The organism is Bombella favorum (genome assembly GCF_014048475.1).
Lineage (GTDB): Bacteria > Pseudomonadota > Alphaproteobacteria > Acetobacterales > Acetobacteraceae > Bombella > Bombella favorum.
The window spans coordinates 745,052-763,696 of record NZ_NWUS01000001.1 but is presented as its reverse complement, the minus strand read 5'-3'; the positions used below and the strand labels follow the sequence as shown (position 1 = coordinate 763,696).

Sequence of the window (18,645 nt, the reverse complement as noted above, 5' to 3'; positions counted from 1 at the left end):
GGATGATTGTTTGAATTGAGGATGTTAGATCAGTGAACAGTATGCTGTCGAAACTTGGCATAGACACGATCCGCACATTGGTGATGGATAGTGTAGAGCGCGCAAAATCCGGTCATCCGGGTACCGCAATGGCTCTGGCTCCGGCTATGTATGCTTATTGGCAGTTTACGATGTATTATAACCCGGCCGATCCCTTTTGGCCGGGGCGTGACCGATTTATTCTCTCGGGTGGGCATGCGTCTATCCTTCTCTATGCCACGGTCTTTCTTGCTGGAGTGAAGGATATTGAGAACGGGCAGGTCGTTGACCGCCCGGCTCTGACGTTGGAAGACTTAAAAAACTTCCGCCGGTTTGAATCCCGCACGCCGGGTCATCCTGAATATGGGCTGACTGCCGGTGTAGAAATCACGACCGGCCCGTTGGGGCAGGGATGCAGCAGTGCCGTCGGCATGGCCATGGCCGAGCGGTGGCTTGCTACACATTATGGGCGACCGGGCTACGACCTGTTTGGCTATCACATTACCTCTTTCTGCGGTGATGGGGACATCATGGAGGGTGTCGCCGCCGAGGCTGCGTCTCTAGCAGGGCATCTCAAGCTAGGTAACCTGACATGGGTTTATGACAGCAACCGCATTTCCATTGAAGGCTCCACAGATGTAACCTTTACGGAAGACGTGGCCATGCGTTTTGCCGCTTACGGGTGGCAGGTGCTGGAGGTAGACGATGGCAATGATGTTCCTGCCATCTGTGACGCTCTACAGCAGGGCCGTGCAGAAACCTTCCGCCCAACGCTGATCATTCTGAAGACGGTCATTGGCTATGGGGCACCGGGTAAGGCGGGTACAGCCTCCGCCCATGGTGAGCCGCTCGGCATGGAAGCACTGGTGGGGGCCAAAAAAGCCTACGGCTGGCCCGATGATGCACCGCACTTTACTGTGCCTGAGGGCGTGAAGGAACGTTTCCAGGAGCTGGCTGGCCAGCGTGGTGCTAAGGCCCAGGCGGAATGGGAAGCGCAGTTTGCTGCCTATTGTACCGAGTATCCGAAGGAAGGGGATGAGCTAAAGCACATCTTTGCTGGTACATTGCCGGAAAGCTGGGACAAAAATTTGCCCGTCTATCCTGCTGATGAAAAAGGGATCGCATCCCGCCAGAGTTCCGGTGAGGTGCTGAATGCCATAGCGTCCCAGTTCCCGTGGCTGGTTGGTGGGGCGGCAGACCTTGCACCATCCACTAAGACGCTCATCCAGGGGGCGCGGTCGTTGCAGGCTCCGTCCAACATGGTGCAGGAAGGGGCGCATTATGACGGTCGGAACGTCCATTTCGGAGTGCGTGAACATGCGATGGCGGCCATTTGCAATGGTCTAGCCCTGAGTGGCCTGCGGCCTTTCTGTGCGGGCTTTCTGATCTTCTCGGATTACATGAAGCCCGCTATCCGTCTTGCTGCTTTGATGCATCTGCCGGTGATCTATGTCTTTACTCATGATTCTATTGGCGTGGGTGAAGATGGACCGACCCACCAGCCGATCGAACAGCTGGCCCAGTTCCGGGCGATGCCGGGGCTGACTATGTTGCGCCCAGCAGATGCAAATGAAGTGGTGGAAAGCTGGCGTGTCGCCATGCAGCACCGTGCTGGCCCTGTGGCCCTTGCCTTGACCCGGCAGAATCTGCCAACGCTGGACCGTACCCATTATGCTCCTGCCGCTGGCGTGGCCCGTGGTGGTTATGTTCTGGCAGATTGCGAAGGCACGCCGGATATCCTGCTTATGGCTTCTGGCTCCGAAGTGTCGCTTGTTGTTGGGGTCTATGAACGGCTGAAGGCCGAGGGTGTGCGGGCCCGTGTAGTCTCCATTCCGAGCTTTGAGCTATTCGAGAAGCAGGATCGCACCTATCGTGACGACGTGTTGCCGCCTTCTGTCCGTAGGCGTGTCGGTGTGGAAATGGCGTCCGGGTTTGGCTGGGACCGCTATGTGGGGCTGGACGGTGTCGTCATTGCCATGAATAGCTTTGGTGAATCCGGAGCGGCGTCAGAGCTGATGGAAAAATTCGGCTTTACAGAACAGGCTGTTTACGAGCAGGTCCACCTCTTGCTACGGGCCGCAGAAGACTGACTGGAGAGGAGCAAAAACAATGGAAGGCACCCTGCCAGAGACCCCTTTGACCGGTCTGGCCCGTCATGGCCAGTCCATTTGGTTGGACTTCATCAGGCGAGATTTCGTCGAAGATGGTCGCCTGGCCGCCATGGTGAAGGAGGACGCCCTGAAAGGGGTGACCTCCAACCCAGCTATTTTTGAGCAGGCCATCGGGCATGGTGCGGAATATGAAGAAGCCGTACAGGCCCTTCTGGAAACGGGTAGCCTGACCGCTGGAGAACTCTATGAGGCTCTGGCTGTGGAGGATATCCGTCAGGCCTGTCAGGTTCTGCGTCCCGTTTTTGATGAGACAAACGGGCGGGACGGCTATGTCAGCCTTGAGGTCTCTCCCTATCTAGCACATGACTCTAAGAGAAGCCTGGAGGAAGCCCGCAGGCTCTGGCAGCAGGTGGATCATCCTAATGTGATGATTAAGATTCCGGCAACGGAAGAAGCCATTCCAGCCATCGAGCAAGCCATTGCTGAGGGCATCAATGTCAATGTCACGCTTCTCTTTGCGATTGGCATGTATAAGAAAGTGCTGGAGGCGTATCTGAAAGGGCTGGAGACACGGGTAAAAGCTGGTTTGCCGGTAGGGCATATCGGTAGCGTGGCCTCTTTCTTTGTCAGTCGTATTGATGGGCGGATTGATGCCCGGATCGACCGCCGCATAGCAGCGGAAGACCCGGAAAGTGAGGCACTGAAAGCGTTGCGGGGGCAGGTGGCCATTGCTAATGCCCGTATGGCGTATCAGCATTACCTTAGTGTCATAGCCAGTCCTCGTTGGCAGGCACTGGCGGCGAAGGGAGCGCAGACACAGCGTCTTCTCTGGGCCAGCACAAGTACGAAGGATAAAGCCTATCGTGATGTGCTGTATGTGGAGGAGTTGATCGGCACCGATACCGTTAATACGCTACCGCCCCGCACGCTGGAGGCCTTCCGAGACCATGGGGTTCCAGAGGGGCGTTTGGTTCAGAATGTAGATGCTGCCCGTAAGATTCTGCTGGAAGCGGAGCGGTTGGGGCTTGATCTGGACGGTGTGGCCACCACCTTGTTGGAAGAAGGGGTGGCGGCTTTCGAGGTCGCTTTTGATGGATTGCTCGGTGCGGTTGCAGCCCGCCGGGAAGCTGTTTTGGGGGAACGTCTTATGCGAGTATCCTTGGCACTGTCAGGTGAGTTGGAAAATGCCGTTGTCGCAGCTGGTAAGAGCTGGAGCCATGACGGCAAGGTACGGCGCATATGGGAGCGTGATGCCTCTGTTTGGACCAACGGGCCGGAAAGTAAATGGCTGGGATGGCTGGATGTCGTAAAAAATGGCCGTGCCGCTCTTGAGGCATATGAGGCCCTCGGCCGTGAGGTAAAGGAGCGTGGCTATAGCGACGTGCTGCTTCTGGCTATGGGTGGGTCCAGCCTTGGGCCAGAAGTGCTGGAAGAGACATTCGGGCGGGTGTCTGGTGGGCCCAAGCTGCATGTGCTGGACAGCACCGACCCTCAGCAGGTTGCCAGCTTCCGCAAGGCTATCGACCCGGCTAAGACGCTGTTTATCGTGTCCAGTAAGTCCGGCAGTACGCTGGAGCCGAACATCCTGTTTGCCTATTTCTGGGATCAGGCAGAAAAAGCTTTGGGACGCAGCCCGAGTGAGCATTTTGTCGCCGTGACGGACCCCGGTTCCTCATTGGAAGCATTGGCTAAAGAGCGTGGGTTTGCTCATATTTTCCATGGCAATCCGGAGATTGGTGGCCGGTATTCTGTTCTGTCTGCATTCGGTCTCGCCCCGGCTGCGGCGGCGGGGTACGATGTTCGGGCCTTGCTGGACAGTACTCAGCTGATGATTGAGGCCTGCGACGCTTCCGTTCCGCCCGTTACTAACCCCGGGGTGAATCTGGGGCTCGCTCTTGGTGTGGCAGCAACGAGCTTCCGGCGGGACAAGGTCACGTTTGTGGCGTCACAGAAAATTGCCTCCCTTGGGGCTTGGCTGGAGCAGCTTCTGGCCGAGAGTACTGGTAAGAACGGTACAGGCCTTATCCCCATAGATGGCGAGCCGCTGGGCACCCCGGAAGTCTATGGGGATGACCGTGTCTTCGTGGAGCTGCGGTTGGGGCATGAGCCAGTCAATCCGGGGCTGAAGGCGCTGCGGGAGGCGGGGCACCCTGTCGTGACCCTGCATCTTGATGATGTTAGCCAGATCGTGCAGGCTTTCTTTGTTTTTGAGTTCGCCACGGCGGTAGCTGGGTCCGTGCTGGGGATCAATCCATTTGATCAGCCGGATGTAGAGTTCAGCAAGGTGGAAACCCGCAAGCTAACTAAGGCTTATGCCGAGACGGGGCATCTGCCGGAGGAAACCCCCTTTGCTAAGGATGGTGATCTTGCCTTCTATGCTGATGAGCGCAACCGTGAAGCCTTGGGCAATGGGAGTGCAGAAACCATTCTGAAAGCTCATTTTGACCGTGTGGGTAAGAATGATTATATTGGCCTCCTAGCTTATATTGAGCGGAACAAAGCCCATATCGCCTGGGAGCAGACGGTGAGAACAGAGTTGAGGGACCAGCTTCATGTCGCAACAGCGGCGCAGTTTGGTCCACGCTTCCTTCACTCGACAGGCCAGGCCTATAAAGGGGGCCCTAATAGCGGTGTCTTCCTACAGGTGACGGCAGATGATGCTGCCGACCTGCCCATCCCGGGGCATGCCTATAGCTTTGGTGTCGTTAAGGCCGCTCAGGCACGAGGGGATTTTGACGTTCTGGCTGCCCGTGGCCGTCGTGCGCTGCGGGTGCATATTGCCGGGCCCCTGCATGCAGGGTTGGACCGTCTCGCTCAGCTGGTGACAGATATTCTAAAAGGAGCTTGAGAATGCGTATCGGAATTGTCGGACTTGGCCGCATGGGTGGCAATATTGCTGTCCGCTTGACCCGCAAGGGGCATGATGTTGTCGCGTTCGACCGGACACCCGCTGTCACCGAGAAGATTGTCGAGCGGTCAGAAAAGGGGCGGGCTCAGGGAGCCCCAACCTTCGAGAAAATGGTTGAGCTTCTTTCTGGTGAGGAGCGGCGTGTGATCTGGGTCATGCTGCCAGCCGGTAAGGTGACAGAAGACTGCATACAGAAGCTCGCTCCCCTGCTGGGTAAGGGGGACATCATCATTGATGGTGGCAATACATATTACAAGGAAGATATCCGCCGGGCGAAAGAGCTGGCCGAGCGCGGCATTGATTATATCGATGTCGGTACCTCTGGCGGTGTCTGGGGGCTCGAGCGGGGCTACTGCATGATGTATGGCGGCGAGAAACACGCTGCTGAATATGTAGATCCGATTTTGAATGCTTTGGCACCGGGTATGGGGGATGTACCCCGTACGCCAGACCGTGAGGATGATGGACGTCATGATCCACGGGCCGAGAAAGGGTATCTTTATTGCGGCCCTGCTGGTGCTGGCCATTTTGTGAAGATGATTCACAACGGCATCGAATACGGCATGATGCAGGCCATTGCTGAAGGCTTTGATGTGCTGGCTAGCAAGAATTCCGAAAAACTGCCGGAGGAAGAGCGTTACGACCTGCATTTGGCTGATATCGCCGAGGTGTGGCGTCGTGGCAGTGTCGTCTCTTCTTGGCTGCTGGATTTGACAGCCGAAGCTCTGGCTCGTTCTGGTGACCTGAACGAATTCAGTGGTGAGGTGCAGGACTCCGGGGAAGGTCGTTGGACGATCGAAGCCGCTATTGAGGAAGATGTCCCTGCACCGGTGATGACAGCTGCCCTTTTCACACGTTTCCGGTCCCGTACTGGCAACAACTTTGCCGAGAAGGCCTTGTCCGCCATGCGGTACGGCTTCGGTGGTCATACCGAACGCAAGAAGTAATACATTGTCCTGAAGAGCGGGGGATGCGGGTAGGGGGCCGCACCCCCTCTTCCCCCGAAAGGGAGGAGGAGACTCACATGACAGAAACATCCCCGACGATCAGACTGGTGCTATCCGACATGGATGGCACCATTCTTGATTCTGACCATACTATTTCCCCCACAACAGGCGCAGCTGTACAGCGCCTTGCCGAGCGGGGGGTGGCCCTGGCGCTTGTCAGTGCCCGTATGCCAGCGGCCGTGCTGCCCTATGTTCGTCAGCTTGGGTTGAAGGGGCCATGTGTGGGGTTTAACGGCGGAGTCTTTTTCACGCCTGATGGAAATATTCTAAAAAGCCATCATTTCCCTGTTGAGAGCCTCATGGCCATTATGGAGGCTCTGTCTTCTTTCCCTGTGGAAATCTGGTTTCAGACAGAACAGGAATGGCTGGTCCGTGAGTGTCGAACGCCGTTGGTACTGCGGGAGCGGGAGCTAACGGGCATGACCCCACGGGAGGTGGAGTCCCTTCCCATGACGCCGGAAACGGTAAACCGGCTCATAGTCTGTTCTGATGATACGGCTTTGATTGCTCGGTTGGAGGAAGAGTTGGCACCTCCTTTTGCTGGGCGTGCCAGCATGTTGCGCTCTGCCCCCCATAAGCTGAATATCACGCCCGCTAAGGCCACGAAGGGGGAGGCCGTAGTCGAACTAGCCAGACTATATGGCGTGACCCCGCAGGAGATTGCCGCCCTTGGTGACGCTCCCAATGACATTCCTATGTTGCAGGCTGCGGGTATGAGCATTGCCATGGGGCAGGCGCAGGACTCTGTGAAAGAGCAGGCCAGCTATGTTACCGGAAAACCTGATGAAGGTGGCTGGGCATACGCAGCTGAGACGTTCATTATGCCGGCAGCTCCTTTTTCAGATGGGAGCAGAAAGTGATTCGGAGGGTACGACGGGTATGACAACGGATATGCGCCATGCGGCCGTGGAGGTTCTGAAGGATTCAGAGGCAGTCGCTATGGAAATGGCAAAGCTGCTGATCGCGACAGTGAAGGAAAAGCGGGAAGGCAAGGTACGCATCGCCCTTTCTGGTGGGTCCACGCCTAAACAGCTTTTTGCGATTCTTGCCCGGCCCGAAATGGCCCAGCAGGTCGATTGGTCTCGTGTCGAGATTTTCTATGGTGATGAACGCCATGTGCCCGAGGGGCATGCGGACAGCAACCATGCTAGTGCCCGCACCTTGCTGCTTTCTAAGGTTTCTATCCCGGTGGATCAGGTCCACCCGATGCCGACAGATACCACAGCCAAGGGGGATGCTGCTCGGTATCAGAGTGTTCTGGAAAAGGCCTACGGCTCCACAACCCTTGAGGCAGGCCGCCCGCTCTTTGATATTGTCATGCTCGGCTTGGGGACAGACGGCCATACGGCATCTTTGTTCCCCGGTGAACCCGTCCTTGAGGAAAAGAAGGCCTGGGTGAGCATTGCCGCCCCCAGTACAGCCCCGCATGAACGCCTGACACTGACCTACCCGGCCATTGCCTCCAGCGCATTGGTTGTCTTCCTTGTGACAGGGGAAAATAAAGTACCAATGTTGGCCCGTTTGCGTCAGGGTGATGGCAGCATCCCATCCGGGCGTATTGTTTCGGAAGGGAAAATCCTCATACTGGCAGACAGAGCTGCTGCTGGAGAGCTTTCATGAACGTAGATGACTGTAAACGTGCTGCTGCCCATCTTGCTGCAAGCCTTGTCAAACCAGGAATGGTTGTCGGGCTGGGGACAGGAAGCACAGCAGCATTCATGATCGAACGGCTTGGCGAGCGTGTTGCCAAAGAGGGGCTGAAGATTCAGGCCATTCCAACCTCCGAGGAATCAACAAAGCTTGCTCGTGCAGCGGGGATTCCGATCACGACGTTTGCAGATCATTCCGTAGTCGACATCACTATTGATGGTGCGGATGAAGTGGAACGTAAAACGCTTCATCTCATCAAAGGGTTGGGGGCTGCTCTGCTGCGTGAGAAGATTGTTGCACAGGCGTCACGGCGTTTTGTCGTGATTGTCGATGTGACCAAACCGGTTGACCAGCTTGGCCAGCGGGTGCCCGTGCCAGTGGAAGTTGTTCCATTTGGTTACGAGGCAACAGCGGCTCGTCTGGAGGCAATGGGGGCAAAGGTTATTCGCCCTCGTCGGCATCTGACGGGTGAGCTACTTACTACCGATAATGGGAACAGGATACTTGATTGCGCTTTCGGTCCAATCAACGATGTGCAGGCTCTGGCCGCACGGCTTGATGGTACGGTGGGCGTGGTGGAGCATGGGTTGTTCCCCAATATGGCGACCGATGTGTTGGTTGCCACCGAACGGGAGGTTGAACAATGGGCGCCATGACAGAGAAAGAGGCTGCTCAGGCAGCATCTGGTATTGCTCCGCATTACATTGTGGTGATGGGTGTTTCCGGTAACGGCAAGACCACTGTAGCTGAGTTGCTGGCCAAGAGCCTCGGCTGGCCGTTTCAGGAAGGGGACGATCTGCACCCCAAAGCCAATGTAGAGAAAATGCGCAACGGCCACCCGTTGACGGATGAGGACCGTGCCCCCTGGCTGGAGCTGTGTCATGACTGGCTGGCCAAATGCGCCGAGAAGGGTACCGGTGCCGTACTGACATGCTCTGCCCTGAAGAAGAAATATCGCGACGCATTGGCCAAGCATATTCCGGTGCAGTTTGTGTATCTGAAGGTGGACCCGAAGATTATAGAGGAACGGTTGAAGCACCGTGTCGGGCATTACATGCCGCCGACCTTGCTGCCGAGCCAGTTGGCCACTCTGGAAGAGCCGACAGATGACGAGCCCGTTATTCGTGTTCCCGGTGATGCAACACCGGAAGAGCTGCGTGACCGCGTAATCGAGCGTCTGCGTGTTGTGCCGCCGCCGAAGGTGGTAGACTGATACGGGGCTTCTGGCGCTCGTTCAGTAATAGTCCTTAGAGACTTTGGAAGATGGCGGGGCTTTGGCTCCGCCATTTTTTGTAGGAGGGGAGAGAGGAGCAGCAGGTTGTTATTTTGTCACTCCCCTCGGAAACGTCTAGGTGGTCAGAGCGAGGCGGCTGTCTGCCAGCCCGGTCCGATAATGGCAACACGCCGATGGCGGCCTGTGCCTTGTAGGATGATAGCCTCGCATTTTTCGAGGTAAGTTAGTTGGCGTCGTGCACGGCCAAGAGAATGTGTGCCATAGGCACGGGCCAGAGCGGCGTCATCCGGGCAGGGTTCCCCCTCCATAGCGGCACGAGCCAGCAGAAAATAAACGGGCTGCATGTCCTCAGGGAGGCGGCCAGCCCGTTGCTGGATATCCTGCCATGCGTCACTTTCAGCCTGTTCCCGTGTGATGCCGCAACGGATAGTGCTTAGCATGGTTTGAAACTGGGGCATGGGCAGGATGTTACGGGAGAATCCAGCCAGCCGGGCCCGCATCTGGAAGTCCTGATACAAGGTGGCGAGTGGCCGATAGGCCGCATCTTCATCCTGGCCCGCTTCGGCTACTAGGTTCCAGAGTGTTTCCGGATCGGGGGTGGCCATCTGCTGGTTCTGCTGTTGCTCTCTGGCATCGCGGGAAGAGCTGTAGGCATCCAGCTGGGCAAGTAGGTCCGGTTTGGGGGCTGCTGGTTCTTTGCGGGGGCGGGGAGCTGGTTCGGGTGGGGCCTCTAGAATGAGGTCCCGTAGCTCATCCATGGGAATATTGGGCTGCTCCAGCGGCATGAGTGCAGGCCCCCCTGCATGGCTGGCAGTTTCGACCGGGCCGATGGTAACCCGTTGGGGGCGGCGGGCCAGAGCAGGCCCCAGAGCCATGAACTGACCACGGGTAAGGTCCCGGAATGCTTCAGCGGCGCGGCGTTCCATGCCCAGTAGGTCGGCGGCACGGGCCATGTCGATGTCCAGAAAGGTTCGGCCCATTAGAAAGTTAGAGGCTTCTGCAGCGACATTCTTGGCGAGCTTGGCAAGACGCTGGGTCGCAATGATGCCCGCCATGCCACGCTTGCGCCCACGGCACATGAGGTTCGTCATGGCATTGAGAGAGATGCGGCGAGCTTCATCGGAGGTATCGCCCCCTGCGATGGGCGCAAAGAGCTGCGCCTCATCCACCACAATGAGAACCGGGTACCAGTAGGCCCGTGGGGCTTCGAACATGCCTGTTAGAAAGGCTCCTACCGAGCGGAGCTGTCCTTCTGGCTCACTCTGCTCCAGATTCAGTACGACAGAAGCCCGGTGCATTCGCACACGCTCCCCCGCACTCCGCAGGCTGGCTTCAGACTGTGTGTCTGTCTCGATGACAAGATGGTCGTATTTTTCGGCTAGAGTAACAAAGTCCCCTTCCGGGTCGATGATGACCTGTTGGACAAGGGTTGCGCTCTGCTCCAGCAAGCGGCGAAGGAGATGAGATTTCCCAGAACCGGAATTGCCCTGTACGAGCAGGCGGGTAGCCAGAAGTTCGGGCAGGTCGATATGGGCATCCTCGCCACGGGTCGTGGTGCCAAGAAGAAGGGGGCCGAAATGTGATGAACTCATGGCGTTACTTTACCGGGCAATGAGCGCGAGAGCCAGTGATGAACGCTCTCCGCACAGCAGTAGGCGGTAGAAAAACAGCCCTGTAGCAAATACCCGCCCGTAGGGGCGTCCCAGTCCAGCATTTCACCACAGGCAAACAGGCCGGGCTGATGGCGGAGCATGAGAGTATCATCCAGGGCGTCCAATTTTAGGCCGCCAGCGGTGGAGATAGCCCGGTCCAGTTCGGCAGGGGCTACAAGACGTAGGGGTGCCTGCGTGATGGCGTTTGTCAGCTCCCCTGCCGTGCGGGCTTCCGGGCAGAGGCGAGCAAGCAGCTCCCGTATGGTGCGGTCTAGCCCCAATGCTTTGCGGAGTCTGTTGCTGCGGCTTTCACGGATGCGCTGGCGGGAGAGACGTTCCATGATGCGTTCTGGTTCCAGAGTCGGGCGGAGATTTAGATGGATCGTTACGCCCTTCTTATCTGCCTCTGCCAGAGCCTGCCGCAATAAGGCTGAAAGGGCATAAAGCGGCGCGCCTTCTAGCCCCCGCTTTGTGATGATGATATCGCCCCGTTGTGTCTGACCCGCAAAATTGAGTGTGATGCCCCGAAGGGTGGCACCTTCATGGCGGAGTAGGAACTCTTCTGGCCAATCCGGCATGAACCCACAGTTAGAGGGGACAAAGGGGGTGCAATAGTCTTTCAGTAGTGAGGCCCAGTGCCCATCACTGCCTAGTCGTGACCAGCTTCCACCGCCACAAGCTAGGATGACGGCTTGTGCGGTTGTGTGAACAGGCCCTTCAGCTGTCTGGAAGGTGAGGGAGAGGCCCTGCATGTCTGTCAGCCGGTGCCGGGGGAAGAAGTGCACGCCTTGTTCCTGCAGGCGGTTGAGCCAGCGGCGCAGAAGAGGAGAGGCTTTGAGTGATTTTAGGAATACTCGACCAGAACTGCCGATAAAGCAGGGTTCGCCCAGCTCTTCGGCCCAGTGGCGGAGAGCCTCGGGCGGAAAGCAGCGGATGGTGGGTTCCAGCCTGTTCCGTGCAGCGCCATAGCGTTGAAGGAACAGCTCTAGCGGTTCGCTATGGGTTAGGTTTAGCCCGCTGCGCCCAGCCATAAGGAATTTTCGGCCCGGTCTGGCCATGTGGTCGAACAGATGGACCTTATGGCCTTTCTTGCTCAGGCATTCGGCAGCGAAGAGTCCGGCTGGGCCTGCGCCGATGATGGCAATGGGGGATGTCTGTGCCGTGCTGGTATCAGGCATGAGTGATCCGTTCGGTTGGGTGATCTGCGGGAGTGAGCTGTTGTTAGCCTGTTCCGGTCTCTCGGGGAAGACAAACCGGAGGCAGGCAGGCTATGGAAGGGAAAAGGCCATTAGGTGGCCATTGGGGGAAGGAACGACATGAGACTCTGCACAACGGTTCAGGAAATGCGGCAGGAGCGGGCAAAGCTTGGGACAGTCGGTTTTGTCCCGACCATGGGGTTTCTGCACGAGGGGCATCTCTCCCTTGTCCGGCGTGCTAGAGAGGAGAATGAGGCGGTTGTCGTCAGTCTTTTTGTCAATCCCATTCAGTTTGGCTCTCCTGATGATCTGGCCAATTACCCCCGTGCGGTAGAGAGGGATATTGCCTTACTGCAAAAGGAGGGTCTTGCCTGTGTCTTCACGCCGGATGCAGCCGAGTTTTATCCCGCTGGTTTTGCTACGCAGGTGGATGTAGGCGGTGTAGCGCAGGAGCTGGAAGGGCCATCACGCCCTGGTCATTTTGCTGGTGTAGCAACGGTGCTGACCAAATTCTTTAATATCGTCCAGCCGCAGCGGGCCTATTTTGGGCAGAAGGACGCCCAGCAATGCGCTGTCGTTCAGCGTTTCGTACAGGACCTGAATATTCCGGTAGAGATCACTACCCTGCCAACATGGCGGGAGGCGGATGGTCTGGCAGGCTCAAGTCGTAACAGCCGTCTGACGGAGGAGGAACGCAGCCGGGCACCAGTTTTGCATCAGGCTTTGTGTCGTGCCCGTGATCTGGCCCAGGGTGGGGAGCGCAGACGCATGGTTCTGGAAGACGCCATACGCGATGTGTTGGTGAAGGCCGGCCTGACGGAGATCGATTATGTCACCGTGGTGAACCCGGAAACCTTTCAAGCAGAAGAGACGGTGGAGGAAACGGCTCTGGCCCTGTTGGCTGTAAAGTTGGGGGCTGTCCGGCTGATTGATAATATGCCCCTGTTCTGAAGAGAAGTTGCAATAATTCTCATGTTTCTAGTGAATGGAACAGAATGGTCTTTCTTAAAAAAAGGGGGCTGTATCTGTCCTATTATTCGTGCGTGGAAAGTCATTTAAGACAAGAGCAGTCCTATGGCTGCAACCTATGCATGGCAATACATGCTGGCATGATGCAAAAACCCGGATTGGCTTCTGGTCAATCAGCAGGTGAGGGGGTAGCGTGGCGAGGTAATGAGGCATTTACATATGCTTGAAGGAGATATCGAGCATGGTTGAGAAAACCCCCCGCACCGTTTCAGCCCCCAAGAAATTCATCATCGGCACGGGCCTGCTCGCTCAGCTGCATGATTTTGTAAAAGATTTTGGTGATAACGCTTTCATCATCAGTGACGAGTTCTTTGTTGAGCGTGTTCAGAAAGAATCCGTTGCTGGGCTGGAGAAAGCAGGGCTGAAGGGTAAGGCCGAGAAATTCCAGCGTGAGTGTACGGATGCCGAGATTAAGCGTCTGGGCGAGCTGGCCAAGGCGCAGGGTGCTAATGTGATTGTCGGTATTGGTGGCGGTAAGACGCTGGATACCAGCAAGGCCGTGGCGCACTATTACAAGCTGCCTCTCATCCTTTATCCGACTATCGCCTCTACCGATGCTCCTTGCATTGCTCTGGCCGTCATCTATACGGAGAAGGGCGAGTTTGACCGCTATCTCTTCCTGCCGCAGAACCCTGATGTGGTGGTGGCTGACACAGGCGTGATCGCCGGTGCACCGGTCCGCTTCTTTGCCGCGGGTATCGGTGATGCTCTCTCCACCTATTTCGAAGCCCGTGCTTGCTATAATTCCGACGGTGTGAACCTGTCCTGCAAGCGTCCGTCCCGCACGGGGCTCGGTCTGGCCCGTATGTGCTACGATCTGGTTTGCCAGAATGTTGATCTGGCCATGGACGCCGTGCGCAACAAGGTGCCGACCCGTGCATTGGAAGAAATGGTCGAAGCAACCATTTACCTCAGCGGTACAGGTGCAGAGACAGGCGGCTTGGCTGCTGCTCATGCTGTGCATAACGGTATGACCGTTATTGAAGACCTCCATCACGCTCAGCACGGTGAGAAAGTGGTGTTCGGCCTGCTGACCCAGCTGGTTTTGGAGAATGCACCGAAGGAAGAGATCGAGGAAGTGCTGCGTGTTGTCCGGTCTGCAGGCCTGCCGATGACCCTCAAAGAGCTTGGGGTTAAGGAGTTTGTGGAGGCAGACTGGCGCAAGGTGGCAGAGATTGCCTGCGATAAGAATGACACAATGGGCAACCTGCCCTTCAAGGTCACGCCGGATGATGTCTATCATGCCATGGTTGCAGCAAATGCTCTTGGTGAGCGTTACCGTGCTGCCCATCAGGGCTAATATGGCCTGACAGGCTAGGGCTGTGGAAGCACGGCTCTTTATAAGAAAGGTCCGGAGTTTTCAGGCTCCGGGCCTTTTTTTGTGAGGTACGAGCGATTAGTAAAGTTTCTGATACAGGAGGATTGGAGATCATGCCGTACAGGGTTGCTATTATTATTCGGACAAAGAATCGTCCCCTGTTCCTAGCCCGGGCTTTTGAGAGTTTGCGGCGGCAGAGCTTTCAGGATTTCCGTGTGTACGTCATTAATGATGGCGGAGATCCCGACGAGGTGTTCCGGGTCATCTCGCTATATGGCCCTAGCGAGGCAGACCGTGTCGTCCAGATGGACCTCCCAACTTCAGCAGGTCGGGCGCAAGCCATGAGCATCGGGCTGGGGCTTGTCAAAGAAGAGTATGTCCACATCCACGATGATGACGATACGTTAGAACCAGAATTTTACGCGCGCACTGTTGCGTATCTTGATGATGACCAGGCCGGTACGTTCGTGGGGGTGACGACAAGCAGCTACGATATCGTTGAGCATATGGAAGAGGGGCAAATCGTTTTCGATAAGCGTTTTGATACCCTCGGACGTAAAGAAGGGTCCATTGTTGATTATGGCCTATTTCTGGCGCATGTCAGTTTGCTCAGCACGATTACGACAGTGTTCCGCCGCTCGGCCATTCCAGCCTCGGATGGGGTGAATACGACCCTGCCTTATGTGGAAGATCAGGACTTCTTCCAGCGTCTTATGTTGGCGGGGGAAGTGGGGATCATTCCAGATTTCTTGGCAAATTACCATCAGAGGCCACTCAGGACCGGCGGGCCGGATGACAAGAGCGAGACAGAGTTCTCCTACGATGCCATCATTGCTTATACCAACACTGTGCTGCGGGATGCCATCCAGGGTAAAGGCCGGATGAGGGAGTTGCAGGCGGCATTCCTCCAGCAGGCTCGTCAGGAATATCGTCTTGCCGCATCATTTTCCCAGCAGGCAGAGCAAGCCCGGGAGGAATGTAGTCGGTTGCGGCAGGAGATGAGCGAGCTGAGAGGTGAGTTTAACCGCCTGTCCCGTTTCATAGTGCAGCTTGCCGACAGGTTGGAGGGGCGTTGACCCCTCTTTCCTGTTACCTCCGATCCTGAAGGATAAATTCACTCAGTAGCTGGCGAAGCTGGCGTGTCCGCTGCGCCATGTTGGAGGTTGCCGCAGAGGTTTCTTCCACCATGGCGGCATTCTCCCGTGTGCCCTGATCAATGGTGACGACAGCCCCGTTGACATCCCGTAGGGCCGATGCTTGCTCGGATGTTGCCTTGGAGATTTCTTTGAGGTGTGTACCGATATTGGCCACGCTGGAGATGATGGTGTCGATGGCGCCGCTGGCATCTTTCATGATGGTGGACCCAGAACTGACGTGGGTCTGAGACGTGGTGATGAGGTCTTTGACCTCTTCGGAGGCATCGCCAACCCGGTTGGCCAATTTGCGGATTTCCTGCGCCAGAACACGGAAGCCACTGCCTGCCTCTCCCGCATGGGCAGCTTCCACGCCGGTATTCAGTGCCAGTAGATTGGTTTGCGTGGCGATGTTGGAGATGACGTTTGTAATCTTGTTTACGGCTTCGGCAGAACGTTCGATCTCTTCCATGGCTGTGCTGGCACGGCGAATCATGGTGCCGAATTGTTCCGTAATAGTTTGGCACTCCTCCACGAACTGGGTGGCCTCACTAACACGGGCCTCGGTGGAGGAGACGGTGGCGGTGATCTGCTCTACGGCGGCGGCTGTTTTCTCAACAGAGGCTGCCTGCCGTTCCGTACGCTGGGCGAGGTCCTGGGCAGCGCTGTTGATCTCATCGGCTGTATTGTCGATGCTTTCTGTCGCTTCGCTGATGGTATGGAGTGTCTGACAGAGCGATGAGATGGCACGATTGAGGTTGTCGCGCATGGGGAGGTAGGTGTTGGGGAAATCCCCTTCTACCGTGTGCGAGAGATTTTTGTTGGCGAGCGCATCAATAATGTACCCAAATCGCTCTGTGACAAACCGCCGCTCCTGCTCGATAGCTTCATCAAGCTTGTTCATTTCCTCTTTATTGAGCTGCTTGGCCTCGTCAATATAGATGGAAATGGTGAGTTCCATGTCCAAAAAGACGGCTTTGCAGAGGCTGGCAAGGGATTCCGTCAGCTTGGAAAAGGGCATTTTGGAGGGTAGGAGCGGTGCCGGGGGGGCTAACTGAGTTGTAACATCTGTAATGATGGAGGTCAGTAGAAGGGCGTAGCCGCCAATATACCAACGTGGTTCCAGCCCAATTTTGGCATGGGTACGACCAATCTGGCGGACGGTATTGGCATATTGCAGGCCGAAATTAGCCGCTGAAATATTCTTCCAATAGGTGAGCTGTGCCTGTTTGGCTTTCTGTATCTGTGCTTCTGAACTGAAGAAAGTTCTTGTATGCGGTTCTTGGCGAACCGTGTCATAAAACGCATCAAGGGCTTTGGGCAGGCATCGGTTAACATATTTTTCAATACGGCGGATAGCCAGACAGTCCCGTTCCCCCAGCTTGAGAAAATGCAGCCGGGATTTCAGATCGTCAGTATCCTCAAAGCGTTCTTTTGGATTAGTCATGATGGCTGAAAAGTTAGACATGCTATCCCCGTTAGGCATTATTTAATCATCACTTGATCGTGATGGAACAAGATATTTTGAAAGCCCTGTGTCTAATAACAATGTTACCAGCACATTAAATAGAATATGAAATTAGCGTAATAAATATGCATAAATATTATATTATATGGTTTGTTGTTATTTATTAATCACCATGTATTATGTCTGTTTCCTTTTAGGGTGTGTCTGGATTGTCTCTGTCCTGATATGATGGTTCTTTCATATCTGGCCATTAAAGAAATGGTGGATGGGAGAGCGTGACAATGGTTGTAGGTGGGGGGGCAGGAGTGTCTCTGCAAAGGGCGGAAGGCACGTTCACGCTCAGCGCCCGTGTCCGTTCGGAAGACCCGCCCGCTGTGATCCGGACAATCTACCATCTAGCTCCACATTCCCGACTGGAATGGTTGCCTCATGGGACCATTTTCTTTAATGGGGCTCGGTTGGAGCGTTTCATGGCTGTGGAGATGGCAGATACGGCCAGCTTTCTTTTTTACGAGAGTCGTATTTTAGGCCGCTGTAGCTCTGGGGAGCAGCTGCAACGGCTGCATGTGCGGGACAGGCTGAGCATCCAGCGGGATGGGCATTATCATCGGGCCGGGAACGGAGATCATCGCTGCGGAAGGGCGCATCGTCACGCCGGGCGGGGTCAACAGTCACATTCACTATATTTGCCCTCAGCAGGTTGAAGAAGCCCTCGCCGCTGGGGTTACAACCTTCGTAGGTGGGGGAACAGGTCCCGCCACCAGAATACCCAGAATGGCGTTCCATGTTCCATAAGAGAGGGCGATGGAGGCACCGATGGAGAAGTCGGCCAGATAGGCAATACCACCTAGAGCTGTAATAGCTACCGTTGCGGGCGACCAGCGGCGATAATGGCTCGGTGCGTAACGGAGGGGGTAGTCATCGTCGGTTCGTTTGCCGTTATGCCTGTCATCTACCTGAGAAGAAGAGGGTGTTGTTTGCTGGCCTGTACTCATGAGGGAGTGTCTCCTTGTCTTCCAGAAGGGTAGACTAGGGCATTCATAACGAAACCGGAACAGTAAAATTCACTTGCATCGACTTACTATGAGAGAACGGTCGTTATGAGGCTGTTGTGAAGGGGCGTGCGAATAAGAGGGGTGTTTTTGCTGTTGGGAAGCACATTTATGTCATGTTACGTTTTTGTAACATGGCGCTAACTTTCGGTAATCATGGCAGGAATTGCCAGTATTCATCAGGGAAAAAGGCCTTTCTCGTATGGGAGGGGTGATGCGTGCAAAGGGGCTGGCCTTTAAGGGGGCTGTGTGAAACGGCCTATTTTGGTAGAGTGTGCTCTGGCAATTTTTTTATCCAGGAGGGGGCCATGGCCACAACTGCCAAAATCAGTGTTACTCTTGATCGTTCCAAGATGCTGAATTTCAACTCATCCATGTATGGGCCTGAGTTCCTCGAGCGCATTCTGGAGGCTGTGCAGTCTATTGCGCCTGAGTCCTATCAGGTGCAGGCTAATTTTGGCTCAGACATCGCCACGGTCGATGTCACCACCACGGAAGATGTGGAAGAGTTTCCCGATATTACAGCGATCTATGCGGCTATTCGGGAGACCTATGAAAAATGGAACCATGCTGTCCGCCAGATTGATGAAGAAAAGCTGGCAGACCTTCCCTTTGCGAAGGATCAGCAGCTGGTGAAGACGGAAGAACATCGTGGCGAGGGTGAAGCCTCTGACCGTTTTGTCGTCATTGATGTTCATTATGATGATGAGGGCTTCATCGTCTACGAGATCGAGAAGCTGGACCAGGCAGGTAAGCCCATCCCCGATACCCGGGAAGCTGTGTCCCTTGAGCATCTTGAAGAAATCTTCAAAGCTGCTCAGTAAAGCGGGGCTGTAGAAAAGCCGCCATCGCTCTATGAGCGTGGTGGC

Annotated in this window: 15 protein-coding genes and 2 pseudogenes; 13 read left to right on the top strand and 4 right to left on the bottom strand. The window is 55.8% G+C overall.

From position 1 onward, the window contains the following. Window positions 1–41 precede the first annotated feature (41 nt). From tkt to CPA57_RS03430, 7 genes are all read left to right on the top strand, one after another. Complete coding sequence (gene tkt, locus CPA57_RS03460) at window positions 42–2,108, top strand: transketolase (protein ID WP_182081444.1); 2,067 nt, start codon at window positions 42–44, stop codon at window positions 2,106–2,108. 19 nt (window positions 2,109–2,127) lie between these two features. Then, a complete protein-coding gene (locus tag CPA57_RS03455; protein ID WP_182081443.1) occupies window positions 2,128–4,977 on the top strand; it encodes a bifunctional transaldolase/phosoglucose isomerase in 2,850 nt (949 codons plus the stop codon). Between the two features lie 2 nt (window positions 4,978–4,979). Further along, window positions 4,980–5,984, top strand: a complete 1,005-nt coding sequence (gene gnd, locus CPA57_RS03450; RefSeq protein ID WP_182081442.1) for a phosphogluconate dehydrogenase (NAD(+)-dependent, decarboxylating) — start codon at window positions 4,980–4,982, stop codon at window positions 5,982–5,984. A gap of 77 nt (window positions 5,985–6,061) precedes the next feature. Then, window positions 6,062–6,904 carry an HAD family hydrolase gene (locus tag CPA57_RS03445; protein ID WP_182081441.1) on the top strand — a complete coding sequence of 281 codons (843 nt, stop codon included), beginning with the start codon at window positions 6,062–6,064 and terminating at the stop codon, window positions 6,902–6,904. 19 nt (window positions 6,905–6,923) lie between these two features. Further along, complete coding sequence (pgl, locus tag CPA57_RS03440; protein WP_182081808.1) at window positions 6,924–7,664, top strand: 6-phosphogluconolactonase; 741 nt, start codon at window positions 6,924–6,926, stop codon at window positions 7,662–7,664. After that, window positions 7,661–8,350 (top strand): ribose-5-phosphate isomerase RpiA, encoded by a 690-nt coding sequence (gene rpiA, locus CPA57_RS03435; RefSeq protein ID WP_182081440.1) that lies wholly within the window; start codon window positions 7,661–7,663, stop codon window positions 8,348–8,350. Before pgl ends, rpiA begins: the two co-directional genes overlap by 4 nt. After that, window positions 8,338–8,907, top strand: a complete 570-nt coding sequence (locus CPA57_RS03430; RefSeq protein WP_182081439.1) for a gluconokinase — start codon at window positions 8,338–8,340, stop codon at window positions 8,905–8,907. The genes rpiA and CPA57_RS03430 overlap by 13 nt, the downstream gene beginning before the upstream one ends. A gap of 143 nt (window positions 8,908–9,050) precedes the next feature. Here the strand turns inward: CPA57_RS03430 and CPA57_RS03425 are convergent, their stop codons facing one another. Together CPA57_RS03425 and CPA57_RS03420 are read right to left on the bottom strand one after the other, a co-directional pair. After that, window positions 9,051–10,520, bottom strand: a complete 1,470-nt coding sequence (locus CPA57_RS03425; protein ID WP_182081438.1) for an ATP-binding protein — start codon at window positions 10,518–10,520, stop codon at window positions 9,051–9,053. Then, complete coding sequence (locus tag CPA57_RS03420; RefSeq protein ID WP_182081437.1) at window positions 10,517–11,758, bottom strand: TIGR03862 family flavoprotein; 1,242 nt, start codon at window positions 11,756–11,758, stop codon at window positions 10,517–10,519. Before CPA57_RS03420 ends, CPA57_RS03425 begins: the two co-directional genes overlap by 4 nt. A 138-nt stretch (window positions 11,759–11,896) precedes the next feature. Between CPA57_RS03420 and panC the strand changes: the two genes are divergently transcribed. The 3 genes from panC (at window position 11,897) to CPA57_RS03405 (ending at window position 15,199) form a co-directional block, all read left to right on the top strand. Next, window positions 11,897–12,727: a pantoate--beta-alanine ligase gene (panC, locus tag CPA57_RS03415; RefSeq protein WP_182081436.1), complete on the top strand. Its 831-nt coding sequence runs from the start codon at window positions 11,897–11,899 to the stop codon at window positions 12,725–12,727. A 259-nt stretch (window positions 12,728–12,986) separates the two neighbouring features. Continuing rightward, window positions 12,987–14,105: a glycerol dehydrogenase gene (locus CPA57_RS03410; RefSeq protein ID WP_182081435.1), complete on the top strand. Its 1,119-nt coding sequence runs from the start codon at window positions 12,987–12,989 to the stop codon at window positions 14,103–14,105. A 131-nt stretch (window positions 14,106–14,236) separates the two neighbouring features. Next, window positions 14,237–15,199, top strand: coding sequence for a glycosyltransferase family 2 protein (locus tag CPA57_RS03405; RefSeq protein WP_182081434.1), 963 nt, complete (start codon window positions 14,237–14,239; stop codon window positions 15,197–15,199). A gap of 13 nt (window positions 15,200–15,212) precedes the next feature. On the opposite strand, the gene CPA57_RS03400 is transcribed toward CPA57_RS03405, so the two are convergent. Then, complete coding sequence (locus CPA57_RS03400; protein ID WP_182081433.1) at window positions 15,213–16,724, bottom strand: globin-coupled sensor protein; 1,512 nt, start codon at window positions 16,722–16,724, stop codon at window positions 15,213–15,215. A gap of 281 nt (window positions 16,725–17,005) precedes the next feature. Here CPA57_RS03400 and CPA57_RS08940 point away from each other — a divergent pair. Continuing rightward, window positions 17,006–17,266 (top strand): annotated as a pseudogene (locus CPA57_RS08940) (urease accessory protein UreD); the annotation flags it as partial. A 49-nt stretch (window positions 17,267–17,315) separates the two neighbouring features. Beyond that, window positions 17,316–17,486: pseudogene (locus CPA57_RS08935) on the top strand (amidohydrolase family protein); the annotation flags it as partial. Here the strand turns inward: CPA57_RS08935 and CPA57_RS03390 are convergent. Then, window positions 17,417–17,719, bottom strand: a complete 303-nt coding sequence (locus CPA57_RS03390; protein ID WP_229709285.1) for a hypothetical protein — start codon at window positions 17,717–17,719, stop codon at window positions 17,417–17,419. The pseudogene CPA57_RS08935 and the gene CPA57_RS03390 overlap by 70 nt on opposite strands. A gap of 365 nt (window positions 17,720–18,084) precedes the next feature. On the opposite strand from CPA57_RS03390, the gene CPA57_RS03385 reads away from it, so the two are divergent. Further along, on the top strand, window positions 18,085–18,600 hold the full coding sequence (locus CPA57_RS03385; RefSeq protein ID WP_182081432.1) for a hypothetical protein: 516 nt from the start codon (window positions 18,085–18,087) through the stop codon (window positions 18,598–18,600). The last annotated feature ends 45 nt before the right edge of the window (window positions 18,601–18,645 follow it).